A 19727-nucleotide genomic window follows, 5' to 3' on the forward strand; every position below is an offset into this window, starting at 1 on the left:
TAGCCGATCGGGGAGTTTGTCCGCCCGTTGGCCCGCCGCGGCCCTTCTTGCGGAGTAAAAGGACTCCGGGAGGGGACGCGGCAAGCTGCAGGCGGCTGTTACTCGCCGTCGGCCTCCCCCGCCGGGCGGGAGGTCTGGGTGGCGAGGCTGTCCCAGAAGGAGGTGTCGGCGTCGGCAATTGACCCGTCAGCGATGGCGGCGGCCGTTGCGGTCAGCGTGGTGACCGTCTGCTTGATCAGGTACCCGTTGCTGCGCAGGCCCAGGGCATAGCCGTCCAGGTAGTGGTCGGACATGCCGCGCATCTCGAACAGCAGGGTTGCGATGCCGTATTCGACGGCGATGCCGTTGCGGCTGATGGTTTCGGCGCTGCCGCCCACATACTTGCCCAGGTGGCCCCAGCCGGTGGAATCGACATTATGGAACACCACGGAGCCCAACTGTTTGGACTTCTCCACGACTGCAGGATCGGCGTTGGGCGTGGTGGGGTAAAGGATGGAGCCGGAGACAAGCTCACCGTCGCGCTCGCTGCGGGCGCCCTGGTGGTGGAGGTCGATCATGTAATCGATCCGGTACTTGCGCATCACGTTGTTATGCAGCGCCTGGGTTTCCGGCTGGAGCTTGTCCACGTGGTCCCGGTTGAGGTCCACTTCTTCGGCGTTGTAGCGCGTCATGTTGCGGTCGCCCTTGGCCTGGTAGTCATCCAGGGAGAAGTTCACGTCACCCATGGCACCGTCTGCATTCAGCATGGGAACGATGAGCACGTTGACTCCGTCCAGGACGTCCCCCGACTTTGCGGTGCCGAGATGCTTGACGAACTCCAGGGCGCCCTCGGTGGTGAGCTGTTCATTGCCGTGCTGCTGTGTCAGGTAGAGAATGGTGGGCTTGGCCGGATCCGAGATGTACTTGACCAGGTGGATGTCGCGACCCTTCACCGTCTGCCCGATGACCTCCAGTTCCATGGCCGGCTGGCGCGCGTCCTGGTCTTTGAGGAATGACACCATCTGGTCGTAGGTGGCCAGCTTCGAGGTGGTGATCTGGCCGTTGCCGTCATAGTTGGGGCCTTCGCCCACGGCCATCGCCTGTGACGGCGCGGTCACTGCGGCCAGAGCCAGGGTTCCGGAAACGGCCAGGGTCCTGAAAGTTGCCAGGGTTTTTCTCACGGTGCGTTACCTCTTTCGAGTGCATTGGGTGCGTCCAGGCCGCCATGTCCCCCATTGCAGCCTGTGACAAGAGCCAACCAAGCTGGACGAAAGCTGTCAATGGATATAACAGGTTCCGGCAAGCAGTTATTACGATCCGGAACATACGTCGAAATCAGGGGGAGCACCACTTTTCCGGTGTGCCTGCACCGGCGTTTCGTTTCCCGGGGCTTGCTAAACTGGGAAAGGCCGACCCGGAATCGGCCCACCCCATTTCAACCACCTCGAATGTGTTGCGCCATCGTGCGCCCATTTTTCGCGGTGGCAGCAACACCAATCCCCGCAGGAGACCCAGCACTACATGACCGCCCTGGCACCCGAATCCTTCCATGAGCAGCTTTTGAGCCGCCGCTACGAACCCAATGTTGCCGCCGTCAACGAGCTGTGCGATTCCCTGCAGGAGGCAAAGCCCGGCACGACAGTGCCCTACGTCGACCCCATGCACGACGTGGATGAATGCCGGATCATCAGCCTCTACTCGAACATTGGTGAGGCCGACAAGTCCGGTTTCATCACATCCGGGGACGCTGACGCCGCCACCCGGATGCTCGGCATCCAGTGGAAGCTGGGCCTTCGCCCGGAGTACGTGATGCCGTGGAACGTCCACCCGTGGTACATCCCCGGCGAGCCGAACGGGAAGTTCACCCCGGACCAGATAGCCGCCGGCCTGAAGCCGCTGCTGAAGTTCCTGGCCGTGGTACCCCGCGCTTCCGTGATCGTAGCTCACGGCACGGAGGCCAACCGCCTGGCCAACCTGCTGCTGAAGACCGAAGTTCCGCTGCTCTGGCGCCGCGGCCTGAAGACCTACAAAGTGCGCTCCCTCAGCGGCCGCGCCTTCGCCGGTTCACCTGCCCGCCAGGAGGAGTACCTTGAGGCCATGCTCGTGGCCTACGCCGACGCCATGGCGCGCACAGGCCTCCAGAAGTCCTAGCCAAAGCCCATTGAGGTTGCTCTTTTCCGGTGGTTGAGCTTGTCGAAATCAGGTTTCGACAAGCTCAACCACCGCTGACGACGACGGCCGGTCACCTTTCTTGAAAAGGTGACCGGCCGTCGTCTTACGCTTTGCTACTTTGCTTCGATGGCTGCTTTCGCCGTGGGATCGGAGTCGTCCAGGAACTTCTCGATCCGCTCCGGCTCCTCGGCCTCACCGATGGCCGATGCTGCGCGGCCCAGCGAATACAGTGCCCGCAGGAAGCCCCGGTTAGGCTCGTGCTCCCACGGGATGGGACCCACGCCGCGCCAGCCGTTGCGGCGCAGCGAGTCCAGTCCCCGGTGGTAGCCCACCCGGGAGTAGGCGTAGGAATCGATGGTGCGGCCCTCCGCCCAGGCCTCCTCTGCGAGCAGGGCCCACAGAAGCGAGGATGTGGGGTGTTTGGCCACAAGGTCCAGGGGCTCCTGGCCCGCTTCCAGCTGCTGGTTGACCTCGGTCTCGGCGGGCAGGAGCGTGGGCTCGGGGCCCATCAGGTTCCGGCGGAACTCGTCCGACATCCCTAGAAGGTCTTTCCGGCCGAACCGAGCTGCTTGGTGGCCTCCATCACGCGGGCTGCCAGGCCGGCTTCAGCCGATGCGCCCCAGACGCGGGGATCGTAGGTCTTCTTGTTGCCCACTTCGCCGTCAACCTTGAGGACGCCGTCGTAGTTGCGGAACATGTGGTCCGCCACCGGACGCGTGTAGGCGTACTGGGTGTCGGTGTCGATGTTCATCTTGATGGTGCCGTAGGAGACAGCGTCCGCGATTTCCTGGTCCGAGGAGCCGGAGCCGCCGTGGAACACGAGGTCGAACGGGCTGTCCTTGCCGATCTTGGCGCCAACCTGAGCCTGGATGTCCTTCAGGATCTCGGGGCGCAGCTTTACGCCGCCGGGCTTGTACACGCCGTGGACGTTGCCGAAGGTCAGCGCGGTGATGTAGCGGCCGTTCTCGCCGGAGCCCAGCGCTTCAACCGTAGCCAGGGCGTCTTCGACGGTGGTGTAAAGCTTTTCGTTGATCTCGTTCTCCACACCGTCCTCCTCGCCGCCCACGGTGCCGATCTCGACCTCAAGGATCATCTTGGCGGCAGCGGTGCGCTCGAGCAGCTCACGGGCGATGCGCAGGTTCTCCTGCAGGGTTTCGGCGGAGCCGTCCCACATGTGCGAGTTGAACAGCGGGTTGCGTCCGGCCTTGACCTCAGCCTCGGAAGCAGCCAGCAGCGGCAGGACGAAACCGTCCAGCTTGTCCTTGGGGCAGTGGTCAGTGTGGAGGGCGATGTTGACGTTGTAGTTCTTGGCCACCTCGCGGGCGAAGGCCGCAAAGCCCAGCGAACCGGCAACCATGTCCTTGGTGGAAGCGCCGGACCAGTACGCCGCACCGCCGGTGGACACCTGGACGATGCCGTCGGACTCAGCGTCGGCGAAGCCGCGCAGGGCTGCGTTCAGCGTCTGGGAGGACGTCACGTTCACGGCGGGGAATGCGAAGCCGCCCGCCTTTGCGCGGTCGATCATCTCGGAGTAGATCTCTGGGGTTGCAATGGGCATGCTGACTCCTATGCTGAAGTTCGTCTGTGGGCTGGTAACCCTGGAGTACCGCTTACGGCTAGCACCATCCTAGTCATTTCCGCCGGGGGTGTGCTGTGGGTTACGCCCCACCCGCACCCACATGCCCCCCGGCGAGTTGGCACTAAACGGCAATCGAGGCGCCCGCCATTGCCGTTATCTGTCATATCGGCTCCAGCCCCGGCTTTGCAACGCCCGCCTGACCGTAGATACAACGGCGGGGCGCTCACCTTCGAGGTGCTGCTTGCCAATCCGGACTTCCATCCAGCCCTGTGATGCAGTCATGTCCTGCCGGCGGATATCCCTGAGGTGCTGCTCCGCACCGGCATGGTGTTCGCCGTCATACTGGAGTGCAATCCCCCATTGTGGGTAGGCGGCGTCTGGCCAAAGGACAGGCACCCCGCTCTGGTCGAACAGCACGTGGTTCAGCACCGGCTCCGGCAGTCCGGCATCAATGAGCAGCAGGCGCATTTGGGTCTCGGGTGCAGAATCCGATCCCACTCGAATCAGGTCAAGCGCCTCGCGCGCACTGCGAACGCCCCTCATCCCGGGATGGCTGCCGATGATGACCCGCAACTCTTCGATACTGCAGATGGCCTCCTTGGGGCGTGGGAACGCGGATCCATGGGAGCAGACGAGATAGTCACCCACCGCCACCAGTTCTGCCACATTCAGGACAGAAGCCAAGTCCAGCCAGGTCCGCGCAGGCGAGGTGGGCCGGACGCCGTCGTACTCCGTCACCTCATCCGGGAGGAAGGTCAACAGGTGCCCTACGACGTTGGCACGCCGCGGGAAGCTGAAACCGCGGCGCCGGGCGAGGTGGATCCGCCAGTCACCACTCCATCGGGCTGACAAAGGAGCGCCCCAAATGTGCGCAGCGGACAACGACGCCAGGATGGACGTATCGTCGAGGTCAGTGTAGGCCCGCAACGCCAGCGATCCCGTGGCTTCAGACTTTGCCGGGACGCGGATTCCGCGTGAAACAGTCACCAGGTCCTTCGCCGCCGTGCGCGTACGTGTGACCCCGGCTTTGTCGGAGGCCCGGAGGGAAAAGGAACCGTTGGTCAGGTGGTCTGGAAGGGCGGCCCTGCGCATCCCTCATTCTCGCGCGGGAGGACTGGCCGGAAGGAGTTATCCACAGCCCAGGCAGCCAATACTCAGCGAGATGGCATTTAAAGGCAATCCGCGGCGCCAGCATTGCCGTTAAGTGCCATCTCGCGAAGCTACACGTGCTGGTTGAAGACGTGCCGGCGCACCCAGGCATGCATGGCGATCGCGGCAGCGGAGGCTGCGTTGATGGACCGGGTGGAGCCGAACTGTTCAATGGACAGCGTGGCGACGGCGGCCTCGTGCACTTCGGGGGTCAGGCCAGGGCCTTCCTGCCCGAACACCAGCACACAATCCCTGGGCAGTTCGTAGGTTTCGAGCGGCACCGAGTCGGGGAAGATGTCGATACCGATGATGGCCAGCCCCTCCCCCTGCGCCCACGCCACGAAGTCTTCAACGGTGGAGTGGTGGCGGACGTGTTGATAGCGGTCGGTGACCATGGCGCCGCGCCGGTTCCACCGCCGTCGGCCGATGATGTGCACCTCTTTGGCGAGGAACGCGTTGGCGGTGCGGACCACCGTGCCGATGTTGAGGTCGTGCTGCCAGTTTTCGATGGCGACGTGGAAGTTGTGGCGCCGGGAGTCCAGCTCAGCGACGATCGCGTCGTGCTTCCAGTAGCGGTACTTGTCCAGCACGTTGCGCCGGTCGCCGTCCGCGAGGAGGTCAGGGTCCCAGTGGTCGCCCTCGGGCAGTTCGCCTTCCCAGGGCCCGACGCCGACCTCCGCCTTTTCGGGCACGGTTTCCTCCGGCTCGGGCTGGGGTTCGGACGTCATACCGGGCGTTTGGTTCACCCCTCAACACTAGACTGGACCTTTCGGGCTTTCATCACGGTGAAGAGGTAGGCATGGCAGAAGCGGACAAGGTTGCAGGCAATCCGGCGGTGTACCGCAGCGGCCAGGAGATCGAGTGCTGGCTGACGGACATGGACGGGGTCCTGGTCCACGAGAACCAGGCGGTGCCGGGCGCCGCGGAGCTCATCCAGCGGTGGGTGGACACGTCCAAGCGCTTCCTGGTTCTCACCAACAACTCCATTTTCACGCCGCGTGACCTTGCCGCCAGGTTGAAGGCTTCCGGCCTGGAGGTTCCGGAAGAGAACATTTGGACCTCTGCTTTGGCCACCGCCCAGTTCCTCAAGGACCAGGTGGAAGGCTCAGGGTCCGGCAACCGCGCCTACACCATTGGCGAGGCAGGGCTGACGACGGCGCTGCACGAGGCCGGCTTCATCCTCACCGACCAGGATCCGGACTTTGTGGTGCTGGGCGAGACGCGCACGTATTCCTTCGAGGCCATCACCACGGCCATCCGCCTGATCCTTGCCGGGGCCCGTTTCATTGCCACGAACCCGGACGCCACCGGCCCGTCCAAGGATGGCCCCCTGCCGGCCACAGGAGCGATAGCAGCACTCATTACCAAAGCCACGGACCGGGAGCCATACATCGTGGGCAAGCCCAACCCGATGATGTTCCGCTCGGCGATGAACCAGATCGATGCACACTCGGAAACCACCGCCATGATCGGTGACCGGATGGACACGGACATCATCGCTGGCATGGAAGCCGGGCTGCACACGGTCCTGGTCCTGACCGGCATCACCCAGCGTGAGGACATTGGCGCCTACCCGTTCCGGCCAAACCAGGTGCTGAACTCCGTGGCGGACCTGAAGAACCAGGTCTAGGCCTAGAAGACGCTCACCCGGGATCCGCCCCGGGGCAGCGGAAAGTTTTCGTCCAGCAGCTGTTGAAGGAGGGGCCGGTAGATGTTCGGGTTCCAGCCCGGGCTGGCGTGGGCCGGGGCAGCACCGACGGTCTGCAAATCGCTGGACACCATGTTCGCCTTGAATGCCACCGCCCAGGACTCGACCGCCGTCTGGTAGCGGACGGTGCGGTCGCGCGGATTTCCGATGTAGGCCATCTTGGCGCGGCCCAGCTTGTCCACGAACCGCAGGCCGTCGAAATGGTAGATATAAGCGGACTCGGACTGGATGAGCAGGTTGGACGGGGCAATCGGGGACAGCTGTTCGAGCGCCTGGTCAAGAATCTGGCGCCAGGTGCGTTCGTCCTTGTGGATGACCCGCTCGCCCAGCTCGTACCCGCCCCGAACCGTGGACGGGAACCGGATGCCGCGCTCATAAAGGAACACGACGCCGTCGAACCAGCTCTGGTCCAGAACGTCATGCTTGCTGTAGGGACTGGAGTCCAGCACTATGAACTCCACCTCCACTCCATGGATTTCGAGCAGCCGGGCAGCCACCTCTGTTGCCACCATGCCGCCGAAGCTGTGTCCGTAGAAGAACAGTTTGGTGAGCTTCTGCGCCCGGACGTACTCGATGATGGCGATGACCAGCTCGTCGATATCCAGCCCCTGGTTTGAATAGCCGACGGCGGCCAGCCGGGCGCGTTTGTTCAATGCGCCGCGGAGGGAGTTCAGGATCCACTGTGCCTCCTCCCAGCTGGTTTTGTAGCCGGGAAACAGGAACCAGCTGGCGTCCGGGTAGTAGGCGTCGGCGAAGTCGTCCGGAACCGCGAGGATCCTGTTGGAACGGCGCTGCGACTGCACCTCCCGGGTGAGGATCATGTCGGCCGCGAGTACGCCGGAGACGCCCGCTCCGGTCAGGAACGCGCGGCGTGAAAACTGTTTGAGGGCAGCCGCTTCCGCCAGCAGCCGGGCTCCGGAAGCCCCCCGCTTGTCCTGCGGACCTGTGTCCCCCTCATACGGCACACCCCTACCGTAGGCACAACGGAAGACGCCGCCGCAAGAAGGCGGCGGTAACCATTCAGTGACGCCTGGTCACCCGCAGCAGTTCAGCTGGCTGCCTGGCCTTCCGTCAGAGGAAAAGGGCTGGCGGTGTCCTGCTGGCGCCGTGTGATCTCCCGGCCAATGTCCTCGTACCGGCCCATCAGGTCCGAGCCGGCGAAAGCCCCGGGGTTGTCCAGCAGGCTGAAGAGTGTGTCGCTGGCCAGCAAAAGTTCATCATCCGAATACTCCTGCAGCGCGCGGCCGCCCCACGCTCCCAGGTCTGGCAGGTCCAGGCGCGGCGCCTCATCAAAGCCGGATAAGGCGGCCGCGGATTCAATATCGTAAAGATCTGCTGTGGGGTCAGCGGAAATGCCCTCGATCATTGTCAGCGTCTCCTCGTTGGGGGACAGCATCCACTCGTCGGTGGCCGGCGAAAGGTCAAGCGATACTCCCGAACCGTGAATTCCCTGGAGGATGCCATTATCGATGGCGTTGAGGTCACTGCGAAGACCCGCGAGTGCGGAGGACTCCACCAGGGCGGCCCGTGAAAGCTCAACGCGGATGTGCGAACGGATGCCCATGCGCCTGATACGGCGGATGATCTGGAGGAGGCCGGCGCGGGAATCGTGGGTGAGGCTACCCTGGACATCGATGCGGACAACGTCGGCAGGGACATCAAGATTGACGAGGGCATTAAGAGTCTGGTCCATAGTTACTCCAAAAAAGGGTGTCTATGGCCGACGGCTCAACCTCGGTAAGCCTAACCTCCAGCGGGAGTCCGGCACAAGCCGCCGGCTACGCTGATTGATCCGCCTGCAGCTGTCCAGGTTCCTGGAAATGGGTGCGCGTCCCAGCTCCCCCTACCGAATCCACAAGGGATTTGGCGATGTCCCGCAGCTTGGTGTTGCTGTTGCTGGACGCCTCAGTGAGGATACTCACCGCAGCCTCCTGGCTGCACCTGTTCTGCGCCATAACGATGCCTATGGCAATGTCGATGATGGTCCTGGACTGAAGCGTGGCCCGGAGATTGGCCGCGCTGTCCGTGTGAAGCGAGAACCGCACAGCCAGCCGGAGAGCTTGTGAAATTTCCCGGGTGAAGCCCCGGGCCTTGGCAGTGGCGCCCTCATCAAACTTGCGCGGGACATCGGAATAGAGATTCAGTGCCGCCTTGGCGTCGCCCTGGAGGTTGAACGGCAGGGACAATACCGACCGCAGCCCGTGCGAGGCTACGGCACTTGCGTAATCCGGTCCCCACCGGTTCTCCTCGAACAGGTCAGGAACATGGACTTCGCGTTCCTCTTTTGCCGCAGTAAGGCACGGCCCCTGCGACAGGGAATACTGAATCTCGTCCACTTCCCGGGCAGAGTCGCTGCTCCAGCCGATGGTGGCGGCCTTCCGGTCCCGCAGCAGAGTAATGCCGCAGAGAGCGTCCTCGCCGCCGCCAGCCACTTGATGTGCCGAAAACCGGGCAAGCTCATTCATAAAGTCCTCGAAGTCGGCACTCTCCAGGATCAGGTTCTGGACCTTCTCGGTGGCGCTCAAGGGATGTTCAGGGGGGACCATAGTGCACGTTCTCTGTACGGAATCAGGGGGATAAGGCAAATGATAAAGGACTCCCGCCCCAGATCCAACACGCTGCCCGGGCCGCACAGTCCCGGGCAGCAGCGGAAACAGGCTTATGAAAGGCCGAGTTCGTCCTTGCCGAAGGCGAACAGGTAAGGCACGCCGGTCTCGGCTTCAATCTTTTCCTTGGCCCCGGTATCCCGGTCCACGATCACCGCAACGGCCACCACATTGCCACCGGCCTTCCGGACGCCTTCCACTGCCGTCAGCGCCGAGCCGCCGGTTGTGGAGGTGTCCTCCAGGACCAGCACCTTGCGGCCCTCTACCGAGGGACCCTCCACCTGGCGGCCCATGCCGTAGGACTTCTGGGCTTTGCGGACCACAAACGCGTCAACGGTCCGGCCGGCGTCGCGGGCGGCATGCATCACTGCCGTCCCCACGGGGTCGGCTCCCATGGTGAGCCCGCCGGCGCACTCAAAGTCGATGCCGGCGTCGTCCGCCAGGGCGAGCATCACCTGGCCCACCAGCTTCGAGGCCTCATGGTGCAGGGTGATGCGGCGCAGGTCGATGTAGTAATCGGCTTCCGCTCCGCTGGACAGGACCACTTTGCCGCGGACCACGGCAAGTTCCTTGATCAGTTCCAGCAGGCGGGCGCGGGCGGCTGCAGTGTCTACTGCAGTGTCACTGGGGGAAGTCATGGTCTCCAGTTTAGTGTGGGCGTGCCGGTGTGGATGCTTGAGCGCCGTTGACACTGCTGGCTAGGCTGGACCACATGCGCGAACTCCAGGCCAGGATCATTGATGAAATGGGCGTACAGCCCCGGATCGACCCCGCCGGGGAGGTGCGCAAACGCGTCACTTTCCTGAAGGAATACCTTCAAGCCACCCGCACCAAAGGCTTTGTCCTGGGCATTTCGGGCGGCCTGGACTCCTCGCTGGCCGGAAAACTGGCCCAACTGGCGGTGGAAGAGCTCGAGGCAGAGGGTGTGGACGCGAACTTCGTGGCCGTGCGCCTGCCGTATGGCGTCCAGCATGACGAGGAAGACGCCCAGGCTGCACTGGACTTCATCCAGCCCAAGACGGAGTGGACGTTTAACATCTCAGCTGCCGTGGACGGCTTCGAGGACGAGTTCGAAAAGACCGTAGGCTCTGAGATTTCGGATTTCCACAAGGGGAACACCAAGGCCCGGACCCGCATGATTGCCCAGTATGCGCTGGCCGGCGAACACAATTACCTGGTGATCGGCACTGACCACGGTGCCGAGTCTGTCACCGGCTTCTTCACGAAATACGGCGACGGCGGCGCCGACATCCTGCCCCTGTTCGGCCTGAACAAGCGGCAGAACCGCGCCCTGCTGGCCGAGCTCGGCGCCCCGGCGCGGGTGTGGGAAAAGGTGCCCACTGCTGACCTGCTGGATGACAGGCCGGGCCGCACCGACGAGGACGAGCTGGGCCTGAGCTATGACCAGATCGACGATTACCTGGAAGGCCGGGACGTCCCCGAATCCGTGGCGGAGTCGATCGAAACGAAATACCTGCGCACGCGGCACAAGCGCACCGTTCCCGTCACCATTTTTGACACTTGGTGGAAGGGCGAGGGCCCCGAGGAACCCCGCGCCGGGCTGTAGCCCCGGAGGCAAGCACGACGGCGCGCCGCACCCAAAAGGGGCGGCGCGCCGTCGTCATTCCCTGGCAAAGGCGGGGAGGCTCAGCGGGCCCGGGCGCCTTTCCCCTCCGCCCCCAGCTGCTGGGTAATGCGGTGCGCCTCGGCCATCAGGAGGTTGCCCAGCTCCTCCTGCCGCTCGGGTTTGAACCGGGGTTCGATGCCTGTCAGTGACAGTGCCCAGGCCGGCCGGCCGGACTGATCGAACACCGCGGCGCCCATCCCCCAGCTGCCTTCCAGCACCAGCCCTGGATTCACGGCGTAGCCATTAAGCCTGGTGCGCTCGAGGCTGGCCCTGACAAGTTCCTCCGGATGGCCCACTGCGAATGTCCCGGCATGCGCTGCCCAGTCATGCAGCAGTTCCTCCTGCTCGGCCTCCGGCAGGAAAGCCAGGATCGCGGTGCCCGCCGAGGCCACGCCCAGCGGGAACCGGACGCCCTCGTGCAGCACAAATGACCGCACCGGGAAGCTCCCCTCCTCGCGCAACAGGCATACAGTCTCGGAGCCGCGGCGAATGGAAAAGAAGGCACTCTCGCCGGTTGCCTCTGCCAGCCGCCGGAGGCTGGGGCGGGCCACCTCCTCCAGGGGGAAGCGGGCTGACGCCACCGACCCCATCAGGAAAATCTCCGGACCCAGCACCCAGTTACCGCTGCCGGGGTCGTGGTCCAGCAGGCCCTCGGAAGCCAGCGAGGACAACAGCCGGTGGACCGTGGGCCGGGTAAGACCGGATTCGTTCACCAGGGCGGACAGCGGCATGCCGTCCGCGTTGCGTCCGATGAGACGCAACAACCCTGCAACACGGCCGACCACCTGGGCTCCCGGAACTGGGGAATTGCTCACTTTTCTCCTTTTTTATCCATAATATGGACACGAATTACCTTACCGTCCACACTGTAGAAACCTGCCTAAAAGGCGTAAATTGACCGCCTTGACAGTCCTCCCGGCCCACCCGTAATGTCCATCTCCAGACCCATAGTCCACAAAGTGGACAAGTATTCCAGGACTCTCAACGAGGAGGCGCCATGTCCAAAATTCAGCCAGCTCCCGCCGTCGCCCTGGAAGGGGCAGTGCGGGACGGAATGACCCTGGCCGTGGGCGGATTCGGCCTCAGTGGCATCCCCGCGGACCTGATCGAAGCCGTCCGGGATTCGGGCGTGAAGGACCTGACGGTGGTCTCGAACAATATGGGGGTGGACGGCAAGGGCCTGGGCATCCTGATCGAGGCGGGCCAGGTCCGGAAGGTCATTGCCAGTTACGTGGGTGAGAACAAGCTCTTCGCGGAGCAGTACCTCGCCGGCCGCCTGGAGGTCGAGTTCACGCCGCAGGGCACCCTTGCGGAACGACTGCGGGCAGGCGGCGCGGGCATCCCTGCTTTCTACACCAAAACCGGCGTTGGCACCCTGGTTGCCGAAGGCAAGCCGCACGAAGTGTTCGACGGCGAAACGTACGTCCAGGAGCGCGCCATCACGGCCGACGTCGCGCTGGTCCACGCCCACACCGCGGACACAGATGGAAACCTCATCTACCGCTACACCGCCCGGAATTTCAACCCGGTGGTGGCCACGGCAGGCCTCCTGACCATTGCCGAGGCGGAGGTGATTGTGGAGCCGGGCGAACTGGACTCCAACCACATCGTCACCCCGGGCGTCTTCGTCCAGCGCCTGGTCCAGGCCGGCAACAGGGTCAAGGACATTGAGCAGCGCACCGTCCGGCCGCGCGGTGTCCCGTCTGATGCCGAAGCCCTGGCCGTCTGACCACCGAATACCTAGCGAAAAGGAGAACCCCATGGCCTGGACCAGGGATGAAATGGCCGCCATCGCGGCCGAGGAACTGAACGACGGCGACTACGTCAACCTGGGCATCGGCATTCCCACGCTGGTGGCCAACAACCTGCCCGAGGGCGTCCGGGTTGTCCTGCAGAGCGAAAACGGGCTGCTGGGCATGGGGCCGTTCCCGTACGAGGGCGAGGAGGATGCCGACCTCATCAACGCCGGCAAGCAGACTGTCACGGTGCTGCCCGGCGGCAGCATCTTCGACTCCGCCACCTCCTTCGGCATGATCCGCGGCGGCCATGTCAAGGTGGCCATACTGGGCGCCATGCAAGTTTCCGGCAGCGGGGACCTCGCCAACTGGACCATCCCCGGCAAGATGGTCAAGGGCATGGGCGGCGCCATGGACCTGGTGGCCGGAACTCCCCGCGTGGTGGTCCTCACCGAGCACAACGCCAAGGACGGCAGCGCCAAAATCGTCCGCGAATGCACCCTCCCCCTGACCGGGCTCAGCTGCGTGGACCGGATCATCAGCGACCTGGCGGTCTTTGACCTTGCGAAGAATGAGCAAAAAACAGGCGGCGGGCGGCAGCTCACCCTGACCCGGCTGGCGCCCGGGGTCACCGTCGAGGAAATCCGGGAAAAGACGGAGGCGGAATTCACCGTTGCCCTGGACGGATCCGGCGTCGGAGAATCCGCCCTGGAAGGAGCAACGGCATGAGCCTGCAGGAACAGTTCGGCAAGGATGTCCTGCTCACGGGATGGGGACACAGCCGGTTCGGAAAGCTGGCGGACGAGACCTTGGAGTCGCTGATCGTCCAGGTGGCCACCGAAGCAATCACCAACGCCGGCATCGAGCCCGGCCAGATCGACGAGATTTTCCTGGGCCAGTTCAACTCCGGCATGATGCCCCTGGCGTTCCCGTCCTCCCTGGCACTGCAGGTCTCGGACCAGCTCGCCAACGTCCCAGCCACCCGGGTGGAGAATGCGTGCGCTTCCGGCTCCGCCGCCTTCCAGCAAGGCGCCAAGTCCCTGCTGGCCGGCACCGCGAAAACCGTCCTGGTGATTGGCGCCGAGAAGATGACCCACGCCGGAGCCGACGTTGTGGGCGCCGGCCTTTTGGGCGCCGACTACGACATGGCCGGCAAGGCCTCCACCACCGGCTTCACCGGGCTCTTCGCCGAGGTGGCCAAGCACTACGAGAAGCGCTACGGCAGCGTTTCCGACGTCTTGGGCAGCATCGCCGCCAAGAATCACCGCAACGGCGTGGACAACCCCTACGCGCAGCTCCGCAAGGACCTTGGCGAGGAGTTCTGCCGCACGGTCTCGGACAAGAACCCCATGGTCGCCGATCCCCTGCGCCGCACGGACTGCTCCCCTGTGTCTGATGGTGCTGCCGCCGTGGTGCTGTCCACTGCGGCGACCGGCGGCGCAACCGCTCCGGTGCGCCTCGCCGGCTTCGGCCACGCCAACGACTTCTTCCCCGCCGCGCGCAGGGACCCCGTAGCCTTCAACGCCACCCGGGTGTCGTGGCAGCGCGCCCTGGCGATGGCCGGCGTCGGAATCGATGGGCTGGACTTTGCCGAAGTGCATGACTGCTTCACCATCGCGGAGCTGCTGATGTACGAGGCCATAGGGCTGACGGAGCCGGGCCAGGGCGCCCGCGCCATCGAGGAAGGCTGGGTGTACAAGGAAGGCAAGCTGCCGGTCAACGTCTCGGGCGGGCTCAAGGCCAAGGGCCATCCGGTGGGCGCCACCGGCGTCTCCCAGCACGTCATCGCCGCCATTCAGCTCACCGGGACCGCCGGGGACATGCAGCTGGCCGGCCCACGCCGGGCCGCCGTCCAGAACATGGGCGGCGTGGGCATCGCCAACTACGTCAGCGTCCTCGAGGCCCTGTAGGGCCGCTGGGTTTCCCCACCTTTCAGGCACGACGACGGCGCGTCGCACCAAAAGTGCGGCGCGCCGTCGTACTTTCCGGCAAAAGATGGGGAATTTCAGCGGGGGCGGCAGCCGCGAGGTCAGCCGCGGCTGCGGACCAGGGCGGCGATCTCGGCGAAACCGAGGCGCTCCGCGTTCTGCAGCGCCGTTCTGCCTTCCCGATCCCGGATGTCGGGATCGGCGCCGGCATCGAGGAGCATCCGGACCACCTCCTGCTGCCTGGGTCCGCCGTTGTTCAGCAGGATGGCTTCCTGCATGGCGGTCCAGCCCAGGTTGTTCACGTGGTTGACCGGCACCCCCGCGGCGATCAGGATCCGGACGGTCTCCACGTGGCCGTGTTCGCTGGCCGGGATCAGGGCGGTACCGCCGTACCGGTTGGTGCTGGCGACGTCTGCCCCGGCGTCCAGTGTCAACCGGAGCACCTCGTTGAATCCCTCGGCGCCCGCGTAGAGGAATGCCGAATCCTGGATCGCGTCCTTGGTGTTGACATTGCCGCCCCGCCCGATGAGTTCCTGCACCAGCGGCACGTTGTTGGCCTTGGCGGCGGCGATGAGTTCCTGGTCAAGCTGCGCTTGTTCCTCCGCGGACAGCACTGGAGGAGCAGCTGCCGGGGCCGGGGCCCGGGCAGGCGCTGATGGGGTTTCCGCCGCGGCCGTCGTCCCTTCCGTGCCGGCAAGGGACGACGACGGCGCAGGCTGCGGCGGCTGAGTCGCCTCCGAACCCGCCTGGCACGCAGCCGTGGCCAGGGTCAGGGAGACGGCAAGACAGCAAGCCCCAACCCGCTTCATGCGGCCCAGCCTACTGAGCGGCAGCAGCAACGATGGCATCAGCACCGGCGGCGGCGCACGCCTCGTCCAAGGCTCCGTCGGGAGCACCTCCGACGCCGATCCCGGCCACGGAAACACCGTTCACCTTCAGCGGGACGCCGCCGGCCAGGAAGAGGGTGCCTGGGAGGTCGGCGATGCTGGGGCCGTTGCCGTTGATCCGTTTGGCCAGTTCGCTGGTGGGGGTTCCAAACGCTGCGGCGGTGTAGGCCTTCTGCTTTGCGGCTTCAATGGTGTGCTCGGCGGCGTTGTCGCCCCGCAGGAGCGCCTGCACCGTGCCGAAGCGGTCCACCAGCGCCACGGTGACGAACGGCAGCTTGTCCGCCTGGCACTTGGCGAGCGCCGCGGACACAGCCTTTGCGGACGCGCCCACGGAAATACGGTTCTGCTGGACCACGTTCTCCGGCACGGGCTGGACGTCGGCAGCAGGGACGGCTGCTGGAGCAGCGCCGGGGCCGGCATTTGCGGTGACGGTGGCGACGGCGGTGAGCGCAAGTGCGCCGGCGGCTGCGGCGGCGAATACTTTCGATGACTTCTTCATGGTGTTTTCCTTATGGTCAAAGCCCAGCCACGGTTCAGCGCCGGGGTACAGTCCCATCCTTTCGCGGGCGTGGCAGCAAAGCATCGGGCCTTTGGCTGCGGCCTCCTGCTCCGAAAGGCCAGCCGTATCAGCCAAAAGGCTGAGAGACGGGCAAGGGCGCGGGCAATAGCATGGGAGGTAGCTGTCCCCCATTCGAAACCGGAAAATTCCATGCCTCCCCGAGCCACCGCATCCCACGCCGCGCCCGCACCGGACCCGGGCGCCGCCAGGAGCGCAGGCGGGACTGCCGCATCCAGTAACACCCCGGCCGGGCTACCGCGCCTCGGCAGGATCGACACAGCCGTACACCTTGGCTTCGGCGTCCTGATGGTGGCGTCGCTGGTCCGCTACGTAATGCGCCACAGCCCGGCAGACAACATCCTGGTCCTGGGCCTTGCGGCTGGCGCCTGCCTGTTGTACCTGGCCGTCGCCATCCAGGCGCAGCGCGCCAGGCCGGGTGCACCCTGGATGGTTGCCCTGGTGGGAGTATGGGCCGTCCTGGTCATCGCTGCCCCCAGCTTTGCCTGGTGCTCGTTCGCGCTCTTCTTCCTCTGCCGGATCGCCTTCAACGGAACAGCCGCCTACGTGGCAGCAGGTATTACGGCGGCTGCCACCGCCGCCGGCCTGTTCAAGCTGAGCGACGGCACTGACCTGGCAATGCTCCTGGGGCCGTTGGCCGTAGGAGTCATGCTGACCCTGGTTTATGACCGGATCCAGCACGACGCCGAGGAGCAGCGCCGCCTGCACGCGGAAGTATCGCTCGCACAGGGACAGCTCGCGGCCAGCGAGCGGCGGGCCGGCACCATTGCCGAACGGGAACGGGTGTCCCGGGAAATCCACGACACCGTGACCCAGGGCCTGGCCAGCAGCCTCCTCCTGCTGGAAGCGGCCGGGAGGGCATGGCCTGGTGATGCCGCCAGGGCAGACCTGGGCCAGGCCACCGCGCTGCTGAGGGGGAACCTCTCCGAGACCCGCAGCCTGGTCCACGAACTCGCCTCCCCCGGGCTGGACGCCTCGCCGTTGCCGGACGCCCTGCTTGTCGCGGCCAGGCAGTACGTCCCAGTGGCCCGGCTCCTGGTCACCGGCGAACCCCGTCCTGTGCCGGCCGACGTCCGGCACGCACTCCTGCGGGTAGTCCAAAGCGCGGCCTCGAACATCAAGCTGCACGCCGCCGCCTCCACGGCCACCGTGACGCTCGGCTTCCTGCCGGACGCCGTCACCTTGGATGTGTACGACGACGGCACCGGTTTTGATCCGGCGGCGGCAGCACCGCCGTCGGACACCGGAGGGTACGGCCTGCGCGCCATGCGGCAACGGGTGGAACAGCTGGGCGGCGTCTTCTCCGTGGAAAGTGCGCCGGGCGAAGGGACCGTTGTCGCCGCCCAGCTGCCCGCTGCGGCAGAGCCGAAGAGCCCCGGAGGGGCCCTATGAGTGCCATCACTGTATTGCTGGTGGACGACCACCTCGTGGTGCGAAGCGGGCTGCGGGCCCTGCTGGGTACCCAGGCGGACATCGACGTCGTGGCCGAAGCAGCGTCAGGCGAGGAAGCACTGGAGCTGCTGGCGCAGCACCCCGTGTCCGTGGTGGTGATGGACCTCGCCATGGGTCCCGGGATGGACGGAATCGAAGCCATCCGCACGATTCGGGAGCGCAACAAAAGGCAGGCCATCCTCGTGTTCACCACTTACGACTCCGATGCGGACATTGTCCGGGCAGTGGACGCCGGTGCCATGGGCTACCTGCTGAAGGATGCCGCACCCGAGGAGATCTTTGCGGCCATCCGGGGCGCCGTCCAGGGCAAGAGCGTGATGAGCGCGCCCGTGGCGTCCCGGCTTTTCCAGCAGCTGCGCAACCCGGACGAGATCCTGACACCACGGGAGGCCGAACTGCTCAGCCTCCTGACAGAGGGCCTCAGCAACCGCGAACTGGGGCAACGCCTTTTCATCTCCGAGGCGACGGTGAAGACCCACCTTGCGCACATTTATGCCAAGCTCGGGGTGGACACCAGGGCCGCTGCCATTGCCACCGCGATCCGCCGTGAGGGCATGCGCTGACGACACTTAAAATCCCGTTACCCTTGCAAGGTTGGCGCCAGCCCCGTACGTTGGGGACTGCGGGGGACGTTCTCCGCGCACTTCGGGCCGGTGGCCCGGGGGAGAATCAGAGTCACACGAAGGAATGCAGCCATGGCAACAGGCACAGTTAAATGGTTCAACGCCGAAAAGGGTTTTGGCTTCATTGCCCCCGATGACGGGTCCGCTGACGTTTTCGCCCACTACTCCGCAATCGCCAGCAGCGGATACCGCTCACTCGATGAGAACCAGAAGGTTGAATTCGATGTGACCCAGGGTCCCAAGGGCCCGCAGGCAGAGAACATCCGCCCGCTCTAAGGCTTCGGCTTTCCTCCTGCACCAGCAGGAGAAACCCGCCAGGCAGCGGCCTCCCCAACAATGTTGGGGAGGCCGCTGTTTTGTTGGCTCTCCCCCCCATCCGACGCTCTAGTGAGAGAGCGTTGCCCGGGCCCCTGTCTCATTGCCAGGTTTGGGATAATGGGATGATGACGGGACAGCACCCGGACAATGTTCCAGGCAACGATGCAGGCAAGGACCCCTGGGAGGAGTTCGACCAGCTTCCGCCTGCCGGGCCGGACCTCGTCCCGGGGCATCCCGGCGGGGAACCATTGGGCTTCGGCTTCCGGACCGGGGTCCGCAGCGCGCGCGTCGCCGTCGGGTTTGCCGTCTACACCCTGATCCTCGGAACCATCCTCGCGCTGGCAGGGTGCATTGTATTTATTGCAGAGGAACAATGGCTGCTCGTGGCGCTGATGCTCCTCATCGAGGCCGCCTTCATTTTTGCGTTCACCCGGCTCGTTGCCCAGGCGCGCACACGTTCCCCACGCCCCCGGCCACCGCGTAAGAGATTTCCTGGAAAACCCGCTTGACCTTGACGTTGCGTCAACCCCTACGCTCAGACCATGGACGCATCCGGAACAGCAACAGGCATTGACTGGTCTATCCAGGATGTTGCCAGGATGGCAGGCACCACCAGCCGGACACTGCGCCACTACGACGACATCGGGCTGCTGAAGCCCAGCCGCGTTGGCAGCAACGGATACCGCTACTACAACGGCGCAGCGCTCCTGCAGCTGCAGCGGATCCTCCTGCTCCGGGAACTCGGCCTGGGCCTGCCGGCTATTGCCGAGGTATTCCAGCACGAGACAGACACCGTCCATGCGCTGAGCCGCCACCTGGACTGGCTCCGGCAGGAGCAGGAGCGGCTGGCGCGGCAGGTCCTGTCTGTCCAGCAAACCATTGAAACAGTGAAAGCAGGAGGCGAACTCATGGCTGAAAAAATGTTTGACGGCTTCGACCACACCCAGTACAAGGACGAGGTGGAGGAGCGCTGGGGCAAGGACGCCTACGCGAAGGGGGACGCCTGGTGGCGCGGCATGGGAACCGCGGAGAAGCAGGAGTGGAAGTCCCGGGCCGAAAAGCTGGGCAGGGACTGGACGGCCGCCTCGGAAGCAGGGCTCGGCGCGGACAGCCCGGAAGCGCAGGACCTGGCACGGCGGCACGTTGAGTGGTTAACTTCCATCCCTGGCACTCCCGCGTCGGAGCCCGGCGGAGACGTCAAGGGCTACGTGGTGGGCCTGGGAGAAATGTACGTTGCCGATCCGCGTTTCGCCGCCAACTACGGTGGCGAGAAGGGCGCCGGCTTCGTGCGGGACGCCTTGCGTGCCTATGCCGACAGGAACCTCTAACAAGGCTCAAAGCACGACGGCGGAGGCTGGCTTGGCGAGGCAGGATATGGGCCAGCGG

Annotated in this window: 23 protein-coding genes; 11 read left to right on the forward strand and 12 right to left on the reverse strand. The window is 65.0% G+C overall.

Annotation, left to right across the window (positions count from 1 at the left end; genetic code table 11):
• Positions 1–98: 98 nt before the first annotated feature.
• A complete protein-coding gene (locus QF038_RS17810; protein WP_307611827.1) occupies positions 99–1160 on the reverse strand; it encodes a M14 family zinc carboxypeptidase in 1062 nt (353 codons plus the stop codon).
• A gap of 340 nt (positions 1161–1500) precedes the next feature.
• Here QF038_RS17810 and QF038_RS17815 point away from each other — a divergent pair, with 340 nt between their 5' ends.
• Entirely contained in the window at positions 1501–2130 is a 630-nt protein-coding gene (locus QF038_RS17815; protein ID WP_307611829.1) for a uracil-DNA glycosylase, read from the forward strand.
• A gap of 134 nt (positions 2131–2264) precedes the next feature.
• Here the strand turns inward: QF038_RS17815 and QF038_RS17820 are convergent, their stop codons facing one another.
• From QF038_RS17820 to QF038_RS17835, 4 genes are all read right to left on the reverse strand, one after another.
• Entirely contained in the window at positions 2265–2687 is a 423-nt protein-coding gene (locus QF038_RS17820) for a DUF3151 domain-containing protein (protein ID WP_307611831.1), read from the reverse strand.
• Between the two features lie 2 nt (positions 2688–2689).
• The gene (fbaA, locus tag QF038_RS17825; protein WP_307611833.1) at positions 2690–3709 is read right to left on the reverse strand and encodes a class II fructose-bisphosphate aldolase; all 1020 of its coding nucleotides are present in this window, start codon (positions 3707–3709) and stop codon (positions 2690–2692) included.
• 174 nt (positions 3710–3883) lie between these two features.
• The gene (locus QF038_RS17830) at positions 3884–4822 is read right to left on the reverse strand and encodes a hypothetical protein (protein ID WP_307611835.1); all 939 of its coding nucleotides are present in this window, start codon (positions 4820–4822) and stop codon (positions 3884–3886) included.
• 128 nt (positions 4823–4950) lie between these two features.
• A complete protein-coding gene (locus QF038_RS17835; protein ID WP_307611837.1) occupies positions 4951–5607 on the reverse strand; it encodes a TrmH family RNA methyltransferase in 657 nt (218 codons plus the stop codon).
• Between the two features lie 71 nt (positions 5608–5678).
• Between QF038_RS17835 and QF038_RS17840 the strand changes: the two genes are divergently transcribed.
• Positions 5679–6509 carry an HAD-IIA family hydrolase gene (locus tag QF038_RS17840; protein ID WP_091421066.1) on the forward strand — a complete coding sequence of 277 codons (831 nt, stop codon included), beginning with the start codon at positions 5679–5681 and terminating at the stop codon, positions 6507–6509.
• A 2-nt stretch (positions 6510–6511) separates the two neighbouring features.
• Here the strand turns inward: QF038_RS17840 and QF038_RS17845 are convergent, their stop codons facing one another.
• From QF038_RS17845 to pyrE, 4 genes are all read right to left on the reverse strand, one after another.
• Positions 6512–7552 carry an alpha/beta hydrolase gene (locus tag QF038_RS17845; protein ID WP_307611839.1) on the reverse strand — a complete coding sequence of 347 codons (1041 nt, stop codon included), beginning with the start codon at positions 7550–7552 and terminating at the stop codon, positions 6512–6514.
• 83 nt (positions 7553–7635) lie between these two features.
• A complete protein-coding gene (locus tag QF038_RS17850; RefSeq protein WP_307611841.1) occupies positions 7636–8280 on the reverse strand; it encodes a hypothetical protein in 645 nt (214 codons plus the stop codon).
• 85 nt (positions 8281–8365) lie between these two features.
• On the reverse strand, positions 8366–9133 hold the full coding sequence (locus QF038_RS17855) for a GAF and ANTAR domain-containing protein (protein WP_307611843.1): 768 nt from the start codon (positions 9131–9133) through the stop codon (positions 8366–8368).
• A 113-nt stretch (positions 9134–9246) separates the two neighbouring features.
• Positions 9247–9831: an orotate phosphoribosyltransferase gene (gene pyrE / locus QF038_RS17860; RefSeq protein ID WP_307611845.1), complete on the reverse strand. Its 585-nt coding sequence runs from the start codon at positions 9829–9831 to the stop codon at positions 9247–9249.
• 74 nt (positions 9832–9905) lie between these two features.
• Here pyrE and nadE point away from each other — a divergent pair, with 74 nt between their 5' ends.
• Positions 9906–10760: an ammonia-dependent NAD(+) synthetase gene (gene nadE / locus QF038_RS17865; protein ID WP_307611847.1), complete on the forward strand. Its 855-nt coding sequence runs from the start codon at positions 9906–9908 to the stop codon at positions 10758–10760.
• A gap of 80 nt (positions 10761–10840) precedes the next feature.
• Here nadE and QF038_RS17870 read toward each other — a convergent pair whose 3' ends face one another.
• Positions 10841–11635, reverse strand: coding sequence for an IclR family transcriptional regulator (locus tag QF038_RS17870; protein WP_307611848.1), 795 nt, complete (start codon positions 11633–11635; stop codon positions 10841–10843).
• Positions 11636–11817: 182 nt separating this feature from the next.
• Here QF038_RS17870 and QF038_RS17875 point away from each other — a divergent pair, with 182 nt between their 5' ends.
• From QF038_RS17875 to QF038_RS17885, 3 genes are read left to right on the forward strand one after another with little or no spacing between them, the layout of a single operon-like run.
• Positions 11818–12549, forward strand: a complete 732-nt coding sequence (locus tag QF038_RS17875; RefSeq protein ID WP_307611849.1) for a CoA transferase subunit A — start codon at positions 11818–11820, stop codon at positions 12547–12549.
• A 31-nt stretch (positions 12550–12580) separates the two neighbouring features.
• On the forward strand, positions 12581–13285 hold the full coding sequence (locus QF038_RS17880) for a CoA transferase subunit B (RefSeq protein ID WP_307611851.1): 705 nt from the start codon (positions 12581–12583) through the stop codon (positions 13283–13285).
• Complete coding sequence (locus QF038_RS17885) at positions 13282–14466, forward strand: acetyl-CoA acetyltransferase (RefSeq protein ID WP_307611853.1); 1185 nt, start codon at positions 13282–13284, stop codon at positions 14464–14466. Before QF038_RS17880 ends, QF038_RS17885 begins: the two co-directional genes overlap by 4 nt.
• Positions 14467–14585: 119 nt before the next feature.
• Here QF038_RS17885 and QF038_RS17890 read toward each other — a convergent pair whose 3' ends face one another.
• Entirely contained in the window at positions 14586–15293 is a 708-nt protein-coding gene (locus QF038_RS17890; RefSeq protein ID WP_307611855.1) for an ankyrin repeat domain-containing protein, read from the reverse strand.
• Positions 15294–15303: 10 nt separating this feature from the next.
• Entirely contained in the window at positions 15304–15870 is a 567-nt protein-coding gene (locus QF038_RS17895) for a heme-binding protein (RefSeq protein WP_307611857.1), read from the reverse strand.
• Positions 15871–16080: 210 nt separating this feature from the next.
• On the opposite strand from QF038_RS17895, the gene QF038_RS17900 reads away from it, so the two are divergent.
• The 5 genes from QF038_RS17900 to QF038_RS17920 all read left to right on the forward strand — a co-directional run bounded on the left by QF038_RS17900 (position 16081) and on the right by QF038_RS17920 (position 19669).
• Positions 16081–17340 carry a sensor histidine kinase gene (locus QF038_RS17900; protein WP_307611858.1) on the forward strand — a complete coding sequence of 420 codons (1260 nt, stop codon included), beginning with the start codon at positions 16081–16083 and terminating at the stop codon, positions 17338–17340.
• A complete protein-coding gene (locus QF038_RS17905; protein WP_307611860.1) occupies positions 17337–17963 on the forward strand; it encodes a response regulator transcription factor in 627 nt (208 codons plus the stop codon). Before QF038_RS17900 ends, QF038_RS17905 begins: the two co-directional genes overlap by 4 nt.
• A 132-nt stretch (positions 17964–18095) precedes the next feature.
• Positions 18096–18299 (forward strand): cold-shock protein, encoded by a 204-nt coding sequence (locus tag QF038_RS17910; protein WP_013599688.1) that lies wholly within the window; start codon positions 18096–18098, stop codon positions 18297–18299.
• 167 nt (positions 18300–18466) lie between these two features.
• Complete coding sequence (locus QF038_RS17915; RefSeq protein WP_373461657.1) at positions 18467–18850, forward strand: hypothetical protein; 384 nt, start codon at positions 18467–18469, stop codon at positions 18848–18850.
• Between the two features lie 33 nt (positions 18851–18883).
• Positions 18884–19669, forward strand: a complete 786-nt coding sequence (locus QF038_RS17920) for a MerR family transcriptional regulator (protein WP_307611864.1) — start codon at positions 18884–18886, stop codon at positions 19667–19669.
• Positions 19670–19727: the final 58 nt, after the last annotated feature.

The organism is Pseudarthrobacter sp. W1I19, from assembly GCF_030817835.1.
Lineage (GTDB): Bacteria > Actinomycetota > Actinomycetes > Actinomycetales > Micrococcaceae > Arthrobacter.